Source organism: Alloalcanivorax dieselolei B5 (assembly GCF_000300005.1).
Taxonomy (GTDB): domain Bacteria; phylum Pseudomonadota; class Gammaproteobacteria; order Pseudomonadales; family Alcanivoracaceae; genus Alloalcanivorax; species Alloalcanivorax dieselolei.
Genome location: NC_018691.1, coordinates 3,445,765 through 3,463,277 on the forward strand (window position 1 = coordinate 3,445,765; position 17,513 = coordinate 3,463,277).

12 protein-coding genes are annotated in these 17,513 nt (G+C 58.3%); 5 read left to right on the top strand and 7 right to left on the bottom strand.

Annotated features, from left to right (window positions below; all coding sequences use genetic code 11):
* The 7 genes from B5T_RS15365 to B5T_RS15395 are packed head-to-tail and all read right to left on the bottom strand — an operon-like array spanning position 1 to position 8,933.
* Entirely contained in the window at positions 1-1,536 is a 1,536-nt protein-coding gene (locus tag B5T_RS15365) for a Fic family protein (protein WP_014995443.1), read from the bottom strand.
* Between the two features lie 2 nt (positions 1,537-1,538).
* Positions 1,539-2,078 (bottom strand): ATP-binding protein, encoded by a 540-nt coding sequence (locus B5T_RS22790; RefSeq protein WP_014995444.1) that lies wholly within the window; start codon positions 2,076-2,078, stop codon positions 1,539-1,541.
* 12 nt (positions 2,079-2,090) lie between these two features.
* Entirely contained in the window at positions 2,091-2,543 is a 453-nt protein-coding gene (locus B5T_RS23255; protein ID WP_202803012.1) for an ASCH domain-containing protein, read from the bottom strand.
* The gene (locus B5T_RS22800; protein ID WP_014995446.1) at positions 2,500-3,972 is read right to left on the bottom strand and encodes a GNAT family N-acetyltransferase; all 1,473 of its coding nucleotides are present in this window, start codon (positions 3,970-3,972) and stop codon (positions 2,500-2,502) included. Before B5T_RS22800 ends, B5T_RS23255 begins: the two co-directional genes overlap by 44 nt.
* 11 nt (positions 3,973-3,983) lie before the next feature.
* Complete coding sequence (locus tag B5T_RS15385; RefSeq protein ID WP_014995447.1) at positions 3,984-5,444, bottom strand: restriction endonuclease subunit S; 1,461 nt, start codon at positions 5,442-5,444, stop codon at positions 3,984-3,986.
* Positions 5,441-8,224 (bottom strand): type I restriction endonuclease subunit R, encoded by a 2,784-nt coding sequence (locus B5T_RS15390; RefSeq protein ID WP_014995448.1) that lies wholly within the window; start codon positions 8,222-8,224, stop codon positions 5,441-5,443. Before B5T_RS15390 ends, B5T_RS15385 begins: the two co-directional genes overlap by 4 nt.
* Positions 8,225-8,282: 58 nt before the next feature.
* Positions 8,283-8,933: a HEPN domain-containing protein gene (locus B5T_RS15395; RefSeq protein ID WP_014995449.1), complete on the bottom strand. Its 651-nt coding sequence runs from the start codon at positions 8,931-8,933 to the stop codon at positions 8,283-8,285.
* 304 nt (positions 8,934-9,237) lie between these two features.
* Between B5T_RS15395 and B5T_RS15400 the strand changes: the two genes are divergently transcribed.
* The 5 genes from B5T_RS15400 (at position 9,238) to B5T_RS15420 (ending at position 17,468) form a co-directional block, all read left to right on the top strand.
* Positions 9,238-10,134 carry a helix-turn-helix transcriptional regulator gene (locus tag B5T_RS15400; protein WP_014995450.1) on the top strand — a complete coding sequence of 299 codons (897 nt, stop codon included), beginning with the start codon at positions 9,238-9,240 and terminating at the stop codon, positions 10,132-10,134.
* A 358-nt stretch (positions 10,135-10,492) separates the two neighbouring features.
* Complete coding sequence (locus B5T_RS15405) at positions 10,493-11,929, top strand: Wadjet anti-phage system protein JetA family protein (protein ID WP_014995451.1); 1,437 nt, start codon at positions 10,493-10,495, stop codon at positions 11,927-11,929.
* Complete coding sequence (locus B5T_RS15410) at positions 11,916-12,584, top strand: DUF4194 domain-containing protein (protein ID WP_014995452.1); 669 nt, start codon at positions 11,916-11,918, stop codon at positions 12,582-12,584. Before B5T_RS15405 ends, B5T_RS15410 begins: the two co-directional genes overlap by 14 nt.
* A gap of 40 nt (positions 12,585-12,624) precedes the next feature.
* Positions 12,625-16,275, top strand: a complete 3,651-nt coding sequence (locus tag B5T_RS15415) for an ATP-binding protein (RefSeq protein ID WP_014995453.1) — start codon at positions 12,625-12,627, stop codon at positions 16,273-16,275.
* Between the two features lie 65 nt (positions 16,276-16,340).
* Positions 16,341-17,468 carry a Wadjet anti-phage system protein JetD domain-containing protein gene (locus tag B5T_RS15420; RefSeq protein WP_014995454.1) on the top strand — a complete coding sequence of 376 codons (1,128 nt, stop codon included), beginning with the start codon at positions 16,341-16,343 and terminating at the stop codon, positions 17,466-17,468.
* Positions 17,469-17,513 lie beyond the last annotated feature (45 nt).

Genomic DNA, 17,513 nt, shown 5'->3' on the forward strand with positions numbered 1-17,513 from the left:
TTACTGCTCGCGGGCAAGCCACTGCCTGCCCTTGTCGGTTAATCGGTATTTCTGAGTGGGGCTGCGTGGGGAATCGGGCTGGGTCATTTCCACCAGTCCCACCTCCAGCGCAGGTTGCAGATAATTTTGTATAAAGGTTGGTCGGTGGCTCAGCTTCAGGATGCCCAACAGGTCTTTGGTACCCAGGGGGGCGGCCTCCAGAGCGATCAGCAGGCGCCTTACTTGTTCGGTTACTTGTTCGGTTACTTGTTCGGTTACTTGCTGTGTGCCGTCTCCGGCAAACCCTTCATGCACCGGCAAGCGAATCAGAAACGAACTGCGCTCCTCGTCCGTTTCAAAGACAGGCACAGGCGACCCGTTCGCCTGCATCACCCGCAGAATCTTGGGAATACCGGTGGAGCGGCCCTCGGTGAGGTCCAGCTCCTTCAGAAACTCGCCAATACGGCGGTTACGGTAGCGGCGACTGACGGCGCGGCCTGCCCGCAAGTCCTCCATGCGAATCGATCTATCCGGGCCGGGAAAGCTTAACACCACCAATTCCTCAGGGGTGATACGCACCTCTATCGGTTCGCGGATTTCATAGGAGCGGTGGTATACCGCATTCACCACCGCCTCTTCAATGGCCGCCAGAGGATAGTTCCAGAAACGCTCGACCTGGGGCCGGTCCGGGTGTTTGACAACGGTTTCTTTCAGGTAATTGCGGGCGATGTAATCCACCGCATCACGGGTAATGCGCCCCAACGGGCCACGAAACTCCTTTTCCTCGAAACGGTCCCCGCCCGGCCCATCGGGGAAATACACCACGTCAATCTGGGTGGCCGGGAAGAACTGCTCCGGATGCTCGTTAAAAAACAGCAGTCCAACATTCTTGGGGAACGCCATCTCCGCCGGACCGCCGACCACATTCATCCGCCGCCCCAGCGCCTCGGCATCCAGAACTGCGGCCTCAGCCGCCAGCTCACTGCCGATCTCCTGCAGGAACTCACGCATAAGGTGAGCCGATAAATCCGTAAGGCTGGCCCCTTGCCGGTAACGGTCATCAAACGGCACCGTCGCAGCCAGCGACAACAACTCCCGCTCATCCGCCCCTTTGGCGCGCACCGTACTGGTGTGCTTACGCAGGTAATACGCCCAATCCGCTTTCTTGTCGCCCAGGCGGGTTCTGGCCTTGTAAGGCCGGGTTTCCCCGCCCGGCACCCACAGCACCAGAATCAGCTTGCCCTGGACTTCATAAGTGGCGGTCAACGGATGATATGTTGGTTGCATGGCCGCATTGCCCAGGTTCAGCAACTCCTTCTGGATGCGGTCGATCTGTTCTGGCTGCAAACCCACTGGCGGCAACAGAGGTTGGCCATTCTGCTCTTCCACCCCCACCACCACATAGCCGCCGCCCAGATTGTGAAAATCATTGGCGAAGACGCAGATGCTGTGCAACACCGCTTCCGGGTTCCAGCCCGCCTTGTATTCCACCCGTTCGCTTTCTATGGTGCGGTGGCGGAGTAGGGAGTCGAGGTTGATGGGGAGTTTGGGGGTCATGTTTACCAATTCCGTGGTCCACCGGCTTCTTGCAGCGCCGATAATAACTGTTCCTTTGAAGGAGAGACTAGCTTTGTCAACGGGATGCCTATTTCCTTGCAAACACATTCTGCCCTGCGCAACTCTGCTTCTGCTAGCTCAGAAATATCCTCTATCGATTGTGGTGTACCTCTTTCCTTCAATCTGGACGCCACAACAGGCGCAGGAGATTCAATCAAAATGACAGAGGACAAACCAAGGCGCCTATAAATATCTGAAGGCAGAGAAACCACCCCCCCTGACTCGTTCCTCAAAACGAAATGGCCATCCAAAACTAATGTGACATCATCATTTTCAACGATTCTAAAAACAGCGGCCACCAGAGCTTCTTGATTACCATTTACATTCTTTGTGCGCTTGTTATCTTCCCAGTTTTGCATGCCTCCAAGCTCGTCACGAATAAGGGAACTCGCCGTCGCATATCTGCATCCCGTAGACTCCGCGGCGGGCTTTCCCAGAAAGGTCTTGCCTACTCCGTGTGTCCCGGCGAGGAAGATAACCATGTGTCGCCCCTTTCATAGAGTCATCGATTGGATGGATTCAAACTGTTCATTTGTCAGATAAACATAAGATTGCGGCGCACGCATGCCTGGAATCGCTTCAGCCAATGAGAGAGACGCCTTGAGCCGATTTATTTTGCTCAGGATAATAGCGTGCCCCTTTGATACACCATCGAAATAAGTTCGCAGCTCATTCCTGGTCAATCCTCCCCCATACTCCTTGGCGACTTCCCATAAGGCCGCCTTGCTACCCGTGAACACGTCTTCTACCCCGACGGTGGCTTTAACTTTCATTTCCGGCGATGTGGAATAAATAACTAGGTGCGTTACTCTCTGGGCAGCCCACACCCTGCGAAACTCCACTCTTTTTTTTCCGCTCAGTATTTTCGAAACATACTTGGGGTGAACAGAAATCAGCACGGCTCTAGACTCGTGCTGCATCGAGAAAACTTCGATATTTTGATTCATCAATCTTAACGATGGACTGGGCTGACCCTGATAATATTCCACGTTCTTTTAACTCCTTAAATGGAACTGGCGATTGAAGGTGCTTGATCATCCTAAAAAGGATGACTTTTACTTCATTTTCCGCCATTTCCTTAATTTGCTCGAATGAATAAACTGTACGCCTGCTGACTTGCGCCGAAATCTCGGCCGGATCGGCCGATACTGAGAAATCATCAACCACTCCAATGGTGGTGACCGCCTTCTCGTCTCGGGATCGATAAAAGAGAAGTATGTCACCAGGAACAATACTTTTCGTTTGAGAACCACACAAATAGGCCAACTTTATCGCATTTCCAACATGCCTTTGAGGGCTTTCAAAGAGCCGAAGTTGTGCACTTCTCTGGCTAAAGTAGTCTGGAAATAGAACATCGTGGTAATCGGGAAGAATCGGAACAAGATATTTGGAAACCTTTTCATCCTGACGGTAGTGCGGATAATAAAGACGGACAAATGCTTTTGCATCAACGTTATCATTCGGAACAGATACAGGGTGTTTCTTTATCCAGACCGTATCACCCCCATAATTTCCCGAGTGCCCTGTAAAGCCGAAATCTTCCAGCAACAATGCCAGATAGTGTTGTTTTTTCTCGTTGCCGTGAATAAATATATGTTGGCACTGATTTTCGGTTGCATAACGAAAAGCGGCTTTCAGAAATAGCTCTCCAATTTTCCTACCCCTCACAGATTCTCCGACCTTAAAAGTACAAATTTTCAGCGCCCTTCCTGATAGCACATCACCTGAATCAGTTATCTTCTGATCGACTTGCTCGGCATATATACAGAGAGCACCAAGGCTTCCTTGATCGTCCCGGCATATCCATGCATGCCTTCCTTCTTGGGCTTTGTTTCCAAACCAATCATTGAAACCCGGATAGTCGTCTCTAAGGCTATTGAAGAATTCCCCGTTCAATTCTGGCGAAAGAGTATGAAGCTGTACATCTTCAATATTTGGGAGATGAACCTCCATGGGCTCATGCAAACGACGAAGCCAGTCCTCCGCCGTCTGAATGTTATAAACGCGATCACTGAGCCCGTGTTCTCGGGCCTTGGCGTGAATGCCCTTATCTTCTGTGATCAGTGCATGCGCGGCATTGCACTGTAGCGCGTACAAGATTTCATTATCGCAAGCATCATTGGGCTCAGTCTCATCCGTATTCCAAGGGCAGTCAGGGACACCTTCAAGCCTTTCATACTGCTCTAGCCGTGACAGAGTTCTATTCCGTCGATTAACATCACGGTCTCTTTCTATATCTGCCCGTGAAGCCGGATGATAAATAAGCTGATGGCCGCCCTTTCCTGATAAACGAATGAAGTTCTGAAGGCTTCCTTTCAAAACGACATAAGAGTCCTGTAAAGGAATAATAATATTCGTATCAAGTAGCAGGCGCATGGCTCATGTTCCTACTCTACCATCTCCACGGAGGGCACCCGGCCCGCGCCCGCCTTGTCACGGACTTGGCTGATAAGCTGGCCAGAGAAGGCTTTTTCCAGGATGGATTGGCGGAGGATTTCGGCCTTCTCAATCTGAAAACTTATTTCAGCGTCTAGTGCATCAGCTGCTGATATTCTCGAATCTAGCAGGGCTTCTATCTCCTTTTGCTCATTCTTTGAACAAATTGGAACAATCAAGTTAGTCAAGGTTGATTGACTTATTTTTGGCATGCTTCCTGCTGCACCAACAGCGTTATCCCTTAGCCAGGAGCGGGCTCGATGCTCGCTCATCGCATAAACCAGATACTGCCTGTTAATCGATGGCACAGACTGTATTTTCATTATCAGATCAGGGTAAACAAACCTATTATCAGCGCCTTTGTATAATGCGGGAACCCCAACATATTCAATGGTGTTTCCTCGTTGCACGAGAATATCGCCTTTCTTTATCCAAAGCTCTGATTTCTTCGGGACATGGGTATCCAGGTATTTGAAGTGGGCACCATCAAATTTTCCGGAAGTGGTTGCAGTCAAAGTAATGGCCTTTATTGGCGTCTCGTAATTAACGGCTTTTGGAGACCACCCGTTTGATGGACCATAAGAAATAATAGCACCTAACTTAGTCCATCCCCAGCAATCTGGGAGATTTGAACTTGCATTTTCCTCTAGCGTAGCTGGGGGTAGTCGCTTTGGTTTACTCGGCTTCTTCCCTTCCTTGCCGTTCTCTTCCCACGCTTTAACAGCCTGTTTCCAGTCTTCAAGCTGCTGCTGGTAGCGCTGTTCACGCTCCTGCTGAATGCGGGTGAGAAGTTGTTCAGGGGATTCCAGTTTGTCGGGGTTTTGCTGGCGCCATTGTTCGGTGAGTTTGCCTTCGAAGGCGTGTTTGAGGACGGCCTGGCGGTAGGCTTTGAGTTGTTGCCGGGCGGTTTTCAGGGACTCGATGCCTTTGTCGAGTTCTGAGAATAGGGTTTCGATTTTATCCACGACCAATCGCTGCTCATCTACATCAAAAGCAGGAATGCCGAACGATGATATTTGCTTAAAGTTCACCCTCGGCCTATCCCCGGAATTCAATGAATTGGCAAACGTAACAAAATCCCGGGCATTGATGCGGTAAGCCAGAAATTTAGGATCTATATCTTCCTGTTTAGGGAGAACAATGAACTCTGATGAGCACAATCCATCTCTATCTGCCACCCATACCTTGTTCAGATAAGGTCGAAGTCTCGAATACAAGACGTCCCACTTATAGAATTTCTTTGCTGAACTTTTAAGTTCAGCCGCACTTTTCCACCCGATAAGCCTCATCGTATGGGGTTCAACATCATCAAGCCCGACATATGGCATATCGGGATAACCTTGAGGATCTGCCTTTTCTTTGCGCTCGGCCATGCTACTGAGCGGCATAGTAGTTACTACCGGTGCGTTCACGCCACCAACTCCCGATTCATATCCTCAATCACCCCATCCACCTGATCCCCAAACAACTGATACATCCGGCCCAGCCCACCCTTGCCGTCGAAGGGCGCCATTTCCAGGTCGTCGCGCTCCAGGTGGAAGGAGCTGGCGATGTGGTCGCGGATCAGGGTGAGCCAAGTCATTTGTTCCTCGTTGAATTTTTCGCCGGCGCCGCTGTGGCGTTGGAAGATCCAGCGCTTGAAGTTTTCCTTTACGGTGGCGGCGAAGGGGGTGATGGTCGGGTCGATGCCGGTGACGCGGCGGATCAGGGCGACCAGTGCGGTGAGGTCGCTGATGGGGTTGTCGCCGCGATAGTTGTCTAGGTGGGCGTAGGCCTGCCAGACGCGCAGGGGGGCCAGTTTGGGCCTGTCCTGTTGCAATGCATCCAGCAAGGTTTTGATCATGTCGTAGGTGACTTCGCTGCGGCGGGCCGGGGTCTGGAAGTAGATGGCCAGGGCTTCGATCTGATCGCGGTGCTGGTTGAGGTAGTCGGCAAAGTCCTGTACCAGGGCTTCAGCGTTGGCCCGGGTTTCACCGGCCCATTCCGCTTTCAGCACTTCGTCCAGGTCTTCGTGGACGATTGTCTGTTCCTTTTCGCGGCGGATGGTGTCGATCAGTTCGATCAGTTCGCCGTTGAAGACTTTGGCGGCCTGCCCTACCAGTTGGTCGCGGGCCTTGTCCCGGGCGTCATCACCAGGGTTGCTGCTTGCGGGCACCTGAGCAATTTCGCAGGCTTTCCGTTCCACCACATCCGGGTTGATGGCGTTGAGGAGTTCGCCCACGATCAGGGTAAGCGGCGTCCCGTCGGCTTTTTCGGCGATGCGGGCTCGGTCTTTGTCGTTCAATTGCTTGTCGAGCCGGGCGAGGCGGCCTGCCAGTGAGCTTACGCTGTCTTCATCGCGGGCGGCGCCCATCATCACGCCCATGGCCAGTTCCTTCAGGGAGACGCCGGGTTTGGTAATCAAGGGTTGGCTGGCGGTTTTCAGGGATTGGGTAACGCCGATGGCGTCGACGATAACGTAATGGGTCTTGGCGCTGTTGGCGGAGGGGGTGACTTTCTTCAGGCCATCGGCATCCAAAGTACGAGTACCGCGCCCCTTCATCTGCTCAAAGTAGTTCTTACTCTTCACGTCGCGCATGAATAGCAGGCATTCCAGCGGACGCACGTCGGTGCCGGTGGCGATCATGTCCACGGTGACGGCAATACGCGGGTAGTAGTCGTTGCGGAACTGGTTAAGCACCGATTTGGGGTCGTCCGCATTGTGAGTGATCTTCTTGCAGAAGGCGTTGCTCTCGCCAAACTCTTCACGCACGGTCTGGATAATGTCGTCGGCGTGGCTGTCGGTTTTGGCGAAGATCAAGGTTTTGGGCACTTCTTCCCGCCCAGGAAAAATATCCGGCAGCTTGTCCCTGAAGGTGCGGATCACGGTGCGAATCTGGTCCGGGTTGACGATATCGCGGTCCAATTGTTTGGCGCTGTAGGCTTCGTCTTCGTCCTGGGTTTCCCAGCGATGCTGGCGCGTCAGACGTTCACGCTTCTCTACCTGCTGTCTGGCCTCGATGACACCGCCGCTTTTGGTTTTCTTTGTTTCGATCAAATAGACCTCGTTGCCGACATTGACGCCATCCGCCACGGCTTTCTCATGGTCGTATTCACTGACCACGTTTTTTCTGAAGAAGCCGTAGGTGCGCTTGTCCGGGGTGGCGGTGAGGCCGATCAGGTAGGCATCGAAGTATTCGATCACCTGCCGCCACAGGTTGTAGATGGAACGGTGGCATTCGTCGATGATGATGAAGTCAAAGAATTCCGGCGGAATCCTGTCGTTGTAGACCACCGGCAAAGGTTCTTTCTTCAGGCTCTTCTTTTCCGCCGGGTTGTCCTCTTCGGTGGCTTCGTCCAGCTCTTCACCCTTGAGCAGGGAGTACATACGCTGGATGGTGCTGATACAGACCTGGCTGTCGCTGGCGACGTAAGAGGACTTCAACCGCTGTACGGTATACAGCTCCGTGAATTTACGGTTGTCGTCATTGGGCAGGTAAGCCATGAACTCCTGTTCGGCCTGTTCGCCGAGGTTCTTGGTGTCCACCAGAAACAGAATGCGCTTGGCCTTGGCGTACTTGAGCAGACGATAGGCGGCGGTGATGGCGGTATAGGTTTTGCCGGACCCCGTGGCCATTTGCACCAGGGCACGGGGCCTGCCCTGTTTGAAGGAGTTCTCCAGATTGGTAATGGCGGTGATCTGGCAGTCGCGCAGGCCGGCGGTATTGAGTGGCGGCAGCTTTCTCAGGCGTTCACGCAAGGTGCCCTGGTTGTCATTCAGGCGCTCGCGCCAGCGGGCCAGTTCTTGCGGGCGGGGGAAGTGGAAGATTTCCCGCGAACGTGGGGCCGGGTCACGCCCATTGGTGAACCGGGTGATGGTGCCCGTGCTCTGGTAGACGAACGGCAGAGGTTCCTCATTCTTGATCCATTTGAGTTTCGCGTTCGCGTATCCGTCTGCCTGATCCTCCACCGTGGTGATCTTGTGGCCCCAATCTTCGGGCTTGGCTTCGATCACCCCCACGGCCTGGCGCTCTACGAACAACACATAGTCCGCCGGACCGACATCGGTCTGATATTCGCGTACGGCAACCCCCGGCCCCGCATTGAGGTTGATCGCCGTCTTGTCCTGAACCACCCAGCCCGCGGCGATCAGCTTGCGATCAATCCGATCCCGAGCCCGCTGTTCCGGTGTTTGATTAAGGGAACTGGCCATAAGGGTTCCTGTTCAGATCCATCCCCAAAGGGGAATAGTAGCACTTGTTTTGCATCGCTCAGACCACCGGATAACTCGCCTCCCCCCACAACGCCCCCGGATTATCCATCATGATCTCGATCACCGTCGGCACCAGGTCATTGAGGATGGCGACACAGTCGCGGATCTGTTGGCGGTTGACGCTGCCACCCCAGGTAGCGCCGCCGTGGATGATCTGGTTGCGCAGGGTGTAGATACGGCTGAAGACTATGGCGAGGACGGTGGGGGTGTTCTGTTTGGCCAGGGCGGTGTTGGCGGCTTTCTTGGCGCGTTCGAAGCTCTGCTTCCAGTGGTCTTCTGTCAGGTTGCCCTTTTGGTGTTCCCAGAAGCAGCGGAAGACGTAGGGGTTGTCCAGGAGGACGCGGATGGCGCCGGAGTAGGCGCTCCATACCAGTTCGTCCAGGCGCCTTTGGCGGTCCAGGTCCCAGAGTTTCTGCAGGAAGCCGTTGAAGGTGGTTTGCTCGTTGAGCCCGTGCCGGTCGTCAATTTCGGTGGCGTAAGCAGCGTTGAAGGCGATCCACAGGAAAATGAAGCGGCTGTCCGGGTCGGCTTCCTGCTCGGCGCGGTCAAGCCAGCTCAAGGCCCGGTGGACACGCAGGGACAGGTTGTCCGGGTAGCCGTGACGCTCCCGGCGCTGTCGGGTTTTCAGGTTGTGGTGTCGGCTTTCCATGTTGCGGTCCCTTCTTGCCATGCCGTCCCCAATCGCGGCCTGGCGGCGCCTTTCTGGCGCGGGGCTTTTCGTTGTACGAGTGTGAACTTTATCACATACGTTGGTCTGAGCCAGTCCGGCGGCTCCCACTTTCTTATTACTTCCTCGTGCTCCCACAGCAAGCCCCCCCCCCCTGATATCAAAGCGACGTCGCTCTCTGGACAATCAACCTATGACTTTATTATCGTCATGCCAATACTGACTACATGAACATGTCGTCTTTTGGGTTATATCGCTTTTTGGCGCACTTTGGGGAGGCGGGAAGATGGCGCGCACTACTGGGCAGAACGCCGGGAAGTGGCCTCTGCGTTGGGATTTGTTACTGCGGTATCGGTTGATCGAGGTGATCGCTCTTTGGGAGGGGCGGTTGACCACCAATCATCTGCAGCGGGCGTTCGGGATCGGGCGGCAGCAGGCCAGCAAGGACATCAATCAGTATTTATCCGAGCACGCGCCGGAGAATCTGGTCTATGACCGTTCCTTGAAGGGTTACAAGCCCTCCCCTGACTTCGAGCCCCGGTTTACGCGCGGGGTGGCGGACGAGTATTTGCAGATGATGCACGCCCGGGAGGATTTGAGCTGCGCCTTCGAGGCGTTGGACGTGCGGGAGCTGAATACGGAGGTGTTGTTGCCGCCCCGGCGGGATCTGCGCCCGGCGGTGTTGCGCCCTATTCTGCAGGCCTGTCGGGAGGGGCTGCGGGTGGAGATTCGTTATGCGTCCCTGCGTAATCCGGTGCCGGAGGAGCGGGTGATTCAGCCGCATACAGTGGTGCACAGCGGCCTGCGCTGGCATGTGCGCGCCTGGTGCGAGAAGAACTCTGCGTACCGGGATTTCGTGTTGAGCCGGATCGAGGATGATCCGGAGCCGGTTACCGAGGGGTGGCAGGGCGCCGACGAGGACGAGGACTGGCAGACCCGGCTGACCCTGGAAGTGGTGCCGGACCCGCGTCTGGACGCCCGCCAGCAGGCAATGATCGCCCGGGATTACGCCATGGAGGACGGCCGTTTGCTGATTCCCTGCCGTGCCGCGCTGGTGAATTACGTGGTGCAGCTGCTGCATTTGGACGTGGCGGATAACCGAGCGCCGGAGGCGCAGCAGATTGCGTTGGGGAATCGGGAGGCGGTGGCGGCTTGGTTGTGGGGGGATGGTGGAGGTGGCTGAGGTGGAGGTGGAGAGTAATTTCATTCGCCAGCAAGCTGGGCTCCCACAGCGGCTTCGGGTTGAAGCCATTGCCGGATTGCTGAGGACTATGTGTAGCGGGAGACCATGCCTATCAGGCCGCGGCCAGCCTCCCCACTCAATTCCGAGTCTTGCGCTTATTTTTGATCAATGCCCGCTACCGTTCCCTTCACGGCGAACTACCGAGGAATCCTCGGGTGCCAACATAGCTCTGAACGCCTCGGCGAACCAGACACCGGCCCGGTTTCACAATGCCTGCCCGGGGGCAGGCAACCGCCGCCGATTGCCGGTATCATCGGCCCTTATTCCAACGCTTTATTGCAACCCTTTAGCTGACGCCATGTTTTTCACGGAAGACCGCCATCAATTCTTCAAGCCGCTGACCGGCAAGTACCGCGAGCAGGTGGCCGAGTGTCTGCGGCTGTTGCACGAGCGTCTGTACAGCGCCCAGGCCGATTACGGCGAGTCGCTCAAGCGCGAGCAGGTGCTGGATGTGTTCAGTGAGGCACTGGAGCGGGCGCCCTTGCTGGAGGGCGGCGATGAAGACGGCGGCCGCTTCCGCAACAATCGGGAGCAGGCCGCCTGGATTCTCAATACGCTGGTGGAGCACGGCTGGCTGAAGCGGGACAAGGACGAGGCGTCGTTTCAGTCCACCTATCCGTTCAGCCGCACCGGGCGCCTGTTTACGCAGACTCTGGCGGAGGTGGACGGCCGCGGCATCCGCACCCGCCATCGCAATACCCGCAATACGCTCAATGCGCTGGCCGCGTTTCTGGATCGCGGCGAGGTTTATGATCTGCTCGACGCCCACGAGCATTCCGAGCGCATCATCGCTGATTTCACCGACATCATCGCCGAGCTGGAAGAGCGCAAGCGGGAACTGGTCAAGGAAGTGGAGGCCCAGCAACTGGTGCAGCAGGCCAGCGACCAGTTCTTCGAGTTCATGGAGAAGCGCTTCCAGCCGGACGTGGCGATCCGCATGTCCGCCGACAGCGTGGAGAAACACCGCGACCGCATCCAGAACACCATCGAGCGCATCCGCCGCAAGCCCAAGGCATGGAAGCGTAACGCGGAACTGGAGCTGCGGCGGCTGGCGCCGGATCTGGTGATCAACCCGGAAGGCTCGGTGCTGTGGCAGTTGCTGGACAGCATCGAAACCCGCATGCGCAGCGCCGCCGAGATCATGCTGCCGGCCCTGCGCCGGACCCTGCAGGGCTTTACCCGGCGGGCGGACATTATCATCCGCCAGCTCAGCTATCTGCACAGCCAGCAGCACAGCGACATTGTCGGCCTGTGCCGGGAGCTGTCCGAGCTGGATGACACCACCGCCGCCAAGCGTCTGGAAGCCGCCGGGCAAGCCATGGCCCATTTGCGTCTGGGGCTGGTGGATCCGGCCCAGAACCGGCTGCGCGAGCAGCGGGAGAAACGGCAGGTGCAAAGCCGCATGGCGCACTTGGACGCGCCGGACCCGGCCACCCTGCGCGATCTGGCGATTCAACAGTTGCTGGAGAAGGCGTTCAGCATCCACGGCGAAGGTCTGCGTGACTATTTGCGCCAGGCCCTGGGCGCCAGCCGCCGCATCGACAACCGCGACCTGCCGGTGAACAACGCCACCGATCTGCTGGCGCTCAGCCATGTGATCGAGCTGGGCAGCGCCGACCATCGGGCCAGCGGTTTCCGGCTGCGCATCGAACCCACCGACCCCATCATCGGCGAACCTTATTTCGCCCGCCGTGATGGTTTCTTGCTGGAACTGGAACACGATGACGATACGTGACGCTTTGGCCGAGGCTCTGGAGGCCCGCGGCGTCGGCCCGGATCAGTTCTCCGAACTGATGATCCGGCTGCTGGACCGGGGCGTGCTGTGCCGCGACGAAAGCAAAAAGGAAACGGAGCTCTACGATCGCTACCTGCAAGTGGCCGATCTGGTGGAGGATTATTTGAGCGTGCTACGCATTCGCCTGCTGCACGAACGGCGTTTTCATTCACTGCGGCTGTTTCCACCCGGCGCCGAGGTGCCCGGCCTGGCCGACAGCGAGGACGGCTTCAACCAGGGCCTGCGCGAGCGCCTCAGCCAACAGGAAGTGGCCGCCATTCTGGTGTTGCGCGCGGAGTACGACAAAGCGTTGCGCGAAGGCCAGATCGACGAACACGGCCAGGTGATGCTGCCGCTGGAAGCGTTCAATCTGGCCAGCAAGAATCTGCTTGGCCGGCCGCTGCCGGAGGCGCTCACCGAACGGCGCGCCCTGTTCCGCCGGCTGCGTCAGTTACGGCTGATCCGCACCGCCAGCGACGACGGTCTGGAAGACGCCGAGACCTGGCTGACCATCCGTCCGGACATCACCAGCCTGGTCACCGACGCGGTACTCAGCCAGCTCACCGGCGACGGGCCGGACGCCGAAGCCCCTTCATCGGAAGAGCTGCCATCATGATCGGTTATTTCACGTTCGCCTTTGTTGATCCGAGCCGCCCATGTTTTTGAAACGTTCCATCACCGTCAATTGGGGCAACCTGCCCGCCGAGGAGCTGGAATACGGCCCCATCAATCTGTTCTCCGGCGGTAACGGCTCCGGCAAGACCACCGCCGCCGATGCCCTGCAGACGTTGATGACCGCCGCCCACGACAATCTGTTCAACTACAACCCGGGCCAGGACGAAACCACCCAGCGCGGCCGGGGCGGCAAGCAGGTGCGTACTCTGGCCTCCTATATTCTCGGCTGCGACGACGGCGCCTTCGCCCGCCCCTATGACAGCGACGGTTACCTGGCCGGCGTGTTTCATCCCACCAAGGGCGAGACCGCCGAGCCGTTCACGGCGGTGATTGGCGTGCGCGCGCATCTGGACCGCGCCGGCGTCACCGCCCAGGCGCGGCAAAATGAACTGCTGCTGATGATCGTGCCCGGCGAGATGCTGAGCCTGTCGCACTTCGTCCACGGCGAAGGCGCCGAACGCCAGGTGGTGGAAATCACCGAGCTGCCCAATGCGCTGCGCCGCACGTTCGGTAAAAAGAACGTGGAAACCTACGAGAAGAAAGGCGCTTATCTGGCCCGACTGTACGGCGCCCTGCGCGGCCGCCGCGACGCGGTGTCCCAGCAGGAAGCCAAGAACGCCGCCCGCACCTTCGCCCGTTTCATGGCGTACAAACCGGTGGACTCCATTGATCAGTTCGTCGCCGGCGAAGTGCTGGAAGCCCAGGACATGGGCGACACGCTACGCCGCATCCGCGACATGCTGCGCACCATCCATGGCATGGAGCAGGAGGCCCGGCAACTGCGCGCCAGCGTGGACTATCTGGAGCAGGCCCGCGGCCTGGCCGGGCAGTATCAAGAGACCTGGCTGGAGCGCACCGCCCTCGCCTACGGCGCCGCCGCGCAACGTTACCGCCGCAACCAGCGCCAGTATCTGGAGAAAAAAGAGGAACAGTCCCAACTCCGCCAGCAACAACAGGCGTTGCGCGAAGAAGCGGAACAGGTGGAACAGCGCCTGGAGCAGGCCCACGACGAACTGGTGGGGCTGGAAGCACGCATACAGGGCATCCCCGCGCTGCGTGATAAACAGCAACTGCAGGCACAGCTGGAAAGCCTGACCCAACAGTTGCAGCAAGGCGCCCGCCCCCTGCTGGAGCAGGATCAGCAGCGCAGCCGTAACTTCACCGCATTACGCAATCTGCGTGATCTGCTCAACCGTCACAGCATCGAGCTGGAACTGCCGTTGTTCGCCAGCAAGGGCTGGCGTGCCACCAGCAAGGAACTGCTGGCCCTGGAGCAACGTCCGATACCGGACCTGAATCAGATGCTGGCGCGGGACTGGATCGATTTGTCGCCGCTGGAAAGTGGCCTGGAACAGGCTCGCGCCGAGCAGCAGCTGCACAACTATCTGGCGGAGCAGTTGCACGGGCCGGCGGAAAGCGGCACCAATCAGGACGCTTTGTCGCTGGCGCAGCGGCTGGATCGTCTGGTGACGCAAAGAGCGCAGGCGCTGGAAAAACTGGACGAACAGCAAAGGCAGATTCAGCACCGTATCAGCACGCTGGAATCGAAACGGGTGAACTATCCCCGTGATGTGGAAGAAGCGCTGCAGGCGATCCGCGAGCAGTGCCCCCAGGCCGACCCGCGCGTGCTTTGCGATCACGTGGAAGTACAGGATCCGGAATGGCAAATGGCCATCGAGGGTTACCTGGGCGGCGCCCGCTTCGGCATTCTGGTGGAGCCGGATTACGAAGCCGAGGCGATCCGCGTGGTACGCCGGCTGGCCGGCCGCCAGCGCAACAAGGCCCGGGTAATCCAGGGCGAGCAGGCGCGGCGGGACGCGGAGAAAGCCGCGCTGCCGGCGGAGTCCATCTTCCACGTGCTGCGTTTTTCCCATCGCACCGCGGAGCATTATCTGAAGGCGTCCTACGGCAATGTGGTGCGGGTGGACGACGCCGAAACCCTGCGCCGCACCCGGCGTGGTATCACCAGCGACGGTCTCGGCTCCGGCAACTACGCACTGTTCCGCTGCGATCTGGACGACAGCCAGTTGGTGTTCGGCGAGACCGCCCGCGAGCGCAACCTGTATGCGCAGCGCAACGCCCTGATGGACGTACAGGAAAGCTACCGCCACGCCAGCGATGACTATCAGGCGGTGCGGCAACTGCAACAGCAGGTGCTCGAGTTCAAGCCGCTGGACTGGGTGGCCACCGTCACTCACCTGCTGCAATGCCAGCGCCAGCTGTCCGACACCGAGCAGGCCCTGGCCAATCTCGACCTCAGTGACCATGAAGAGCTGGAACGGCAACAGCAGGACGCCCGTCAGCGGCACAAGCAGCTGAGCCAACGGCAGGGCGAATTGAAGGAAGAGAACGGCAAGCTCGGCGAGCAACAACACGCCTGCGAGCGTGCCATCAGCGCCCTCGCCGATCAGAGTGAGCAACTGCAGCAGGATCAGGAAGACGCCGAGGCGCACTTGCACGCCTGCACCCGCTACTGGCCGGATTTGGATGTGCTGCCCCGTATCGAAGCCATGGACCGGCGCTTACAGGCCGCCCAGGACGATATTGATTTCAGCGTTGAAGAGCAGACACAGAGCAAAGCTCTGAACCTCGCCGTCCTCACCCTGGAACGGCTTGTCGGCGACTACAATCAGCAGGCCCAACCGGCGGATCAGATCCTTATCGAAACCGCCGAGGAGCTGCACAGCGCCCCGTTCTTCGGCCATGTGCATCACCTGCATCAACAGCTGGACAACCTGCACAACCGGCTGCGCAACAATGTCCTGCTGAGCAAACTGGAGCAACTGGGCGGTCTGCGCGACACCTTCAACACCACCTTCGTCAGTGATCTGTGCAACCAGATCCAGCAAGCCATCAAGGACGGCGAACGTACTCTCAAGAATCTGAACAAGGAACTGGAGCACCATTACTTCGGCGCCGACCGGGAGCGGTTCTCCTTCGACTGGGAATGGGTGAGGGAATACAAGGAATACTGGGACTTCTTCCGCGACGTCACCGAGATTCCCAACCTGGGCGATGGCGCCAGCCTGTTCGAGAGTACTCTCTCCGACAAGGCCACGGAGGTGCGCGACCGGCTGCTCGCATTGCTGTTGGACGGCGACGAACAGCAGGCGCTGCGCGAACTGGAGCGGATCAGCGACTACCGGCGCTATCGCCGCTACGACATCCTCAAACACCCGGAAGGCAAGGCGCCGATCCGTCTCAGCCAGTATGGCACCGGCTCCGGCGGCCAGTTGGAAACGCCCGCCTACATTATCCGCGCCGCCGCCATCACCAGCGCTTTCCGCTTCAACGAAGGCGACAGCCACCTGCGCATGGTAATCGTCGACGAGGCGTTCATGCACATGGACGAAACCCGCTCACGCCAGGTGATTCGTTACCTCACCGAAACCCTGGGCCTGCAACTGATCTTCATCATGCCCACCAGCAAAGCCGGCCCCTTCCTGGACCTGGTCAGCAACCAGTTCGTGTTCAGCAAGGTGCCCAGTCCGGTGCCGGTGGGCGAACTCAATACCCGCGTGCTGGTGGACCGCCAGCAACTCAACCAGGAACGCATCGCCGAGCTGTGGGATCAACACCGGCGCGTGATCCGCCAGCAAGGCGCGCTGGACTTCATGGAAGGGATTTCGTGATGAGAAGGGCTCTGGTGATGGAAGGGCTCTGGTGATGGAAGGACTCTCATGATAGAAGGGAAGTCATGAGCGCGCCGCCCTGGCTGGAGGAAGAGCCCTGGTTGCGGCGGTTACTGAGCTGGTTCCTGGACCGGCTGGAGCACCCGCGCACCCAGGCCATCACCCGCCGGGTCAAAAAAACCACGGTGCCGGAATTGTTCCGCTTCAGCGAGGACACCCGCTATCGCTGGCAGTTGGTGGAACGGCTGGCACAGGAATACCGGGTCTTCAGCATCCATTACGACTCCCGGCTGGATCCTTTTCAGGAACACTACGAGAACGCCCAACTGCGTCTTGATCCCATCTGCGAGGCACTACTACGCGATTGGCTCGATCGTCCCCGCGTGGATCCACGGAGACGAGCCTGGCAGAACGCTCTGAGCGGCCATGAAGCACATTTCCAGGATGACGGCGCGGCTCTGCTCGATGCCCAACCGGCACTGGCCGGTGAATCACCGGAAGACATGGTCGGCCAATTCGTCCTTGCCGCTAATTTGCTGGACAGCGACCTCACGCTGCGCGAGCTTTCGGCCCGCTGCTTTCGCGGCGACTCCAAGTTTCTCGATGGCCGCCAGGACCTGCTCGCCCGCCTGTTCGGCGAGCGCGCCCAACGCCTCCGGCCACGTCCTTTGCTGCTCACTGCCTGGGCGCCAGCCGGTTTCGACCGATTACTGATCGTGGAAAACCAGGACAGCTTCCTGCGTCTGGTGGAACAAGCGCCCGCCGGCCATGCCCTGCTCTACAGTGGCGGTTTCCGCGCCAGCGCTCAACGCCTCACCAGCCCCCACACCCGTTTCGCCTTTCTGTCCGGCAGCGACGGCGCTGATTTCCAGGCGCGCTGGCTCAGTGACACCTTGCCCGCGTTCTTCTGGGGCGATCTGGATTTCGCCGGCCTGGGTATTCTCGCCGCGCTGCGACACAGCCTGCCGCAACTGACGGCCTGGCGCCCGGGCTATGAGCCCATGCTCCTGGCGCTGAAGGATGGCCAGGGCCATGGCGCCGAACAGGCCGGCAAGGCGCGTCAGAATGATCCCGGCAACACCGGCTGCCCCTATGCGGACCAACAGTTGCTGCCCGCCCTCCGCGACTGCCGGCGTTTTCTGGATCAGGAAGGCTTCCTCCCGGTTCTGTCCTCCCCCCGAACACCATTGTAATGATATCCATTCTCACATAGACTCGCCGTCATCCCTAACCTTATA

Coding starts and splice junctions, on each gene's coding strand:
- B5T_RS15365 (WP_014995443.1), bottom strand. CDS start 1,536: ATGACCCCCAAACTCCCCATCAACCTCGACTCCCTACTCCGCCACCGC.
- B5T_RS22790 (WP_014995444.1), bottom strand. CDS start 2,078: ATGGTTATCTTCCTCGCCGGGACACACGGAGTAGGCAAGACCTTTCTG.
- B5T_RS23255 (WP_202803012.1), bottom strand. CDS start 2,543: ATGAATCAAAATATCGAAGTTTTCTCGATGCAGCACGAGTCTAGAGCC.
- B5T_RS22800 (WP_014995446.1), bottom strand. CDS start 3,972: ATGCGCCTGCTACTTGATACGAATATTATTATTCCTTTACAGGACTCT.
- B5T_RS15390 (WP_014995448.1), bottom strand. CDS start 8,224: ATGGCCAGTTCCCTTAATCAAACACCGGAACAGCGGGCTCGGGATCGG.
- B5T_RS15395 (WP_014995449.1), bottom strand. CDS start 8,933: ATGGAAAGCCGACACCACAACCTGAAAACCCGACAGCGCCGGGAGCGT.
- B5T_RS15400 (WP_014995450.1), top strand. CDS start 9,238: ATGGCGCGCACTACTGGGCAGAACGCCGGGAAGTGGCCTCTGCGTTGG.
- B5T_RS15405 (WP_014995451.1), top strand. CDS start 10,493: ATGTTTTTCACGGAAGACCGCCATCAATTCTTCAAGCCGCTGACCGGC.
- B5T_RS15410 (WP_014995452.1), top strand. CDS start 11,916: ATGACGATACGTGACGCTTTGGCCGAGGCTCTGGAGGCCCGCGGCGTC.
- B5T_RS15415 (WP_014995453.1), top strand. CDS start 12,625: ATGTTTTTGAAACGTTCCATCACCGTCAATTGGGGCAACCTGCCCGCC.
- B5T_RS15420 (WP_014995454.1), top strand. CDS start 16,341: ATGAGCGCGCCGCCCTGGCTGGAGGAAGAGCCCTGGTTGCGGCGGTTA.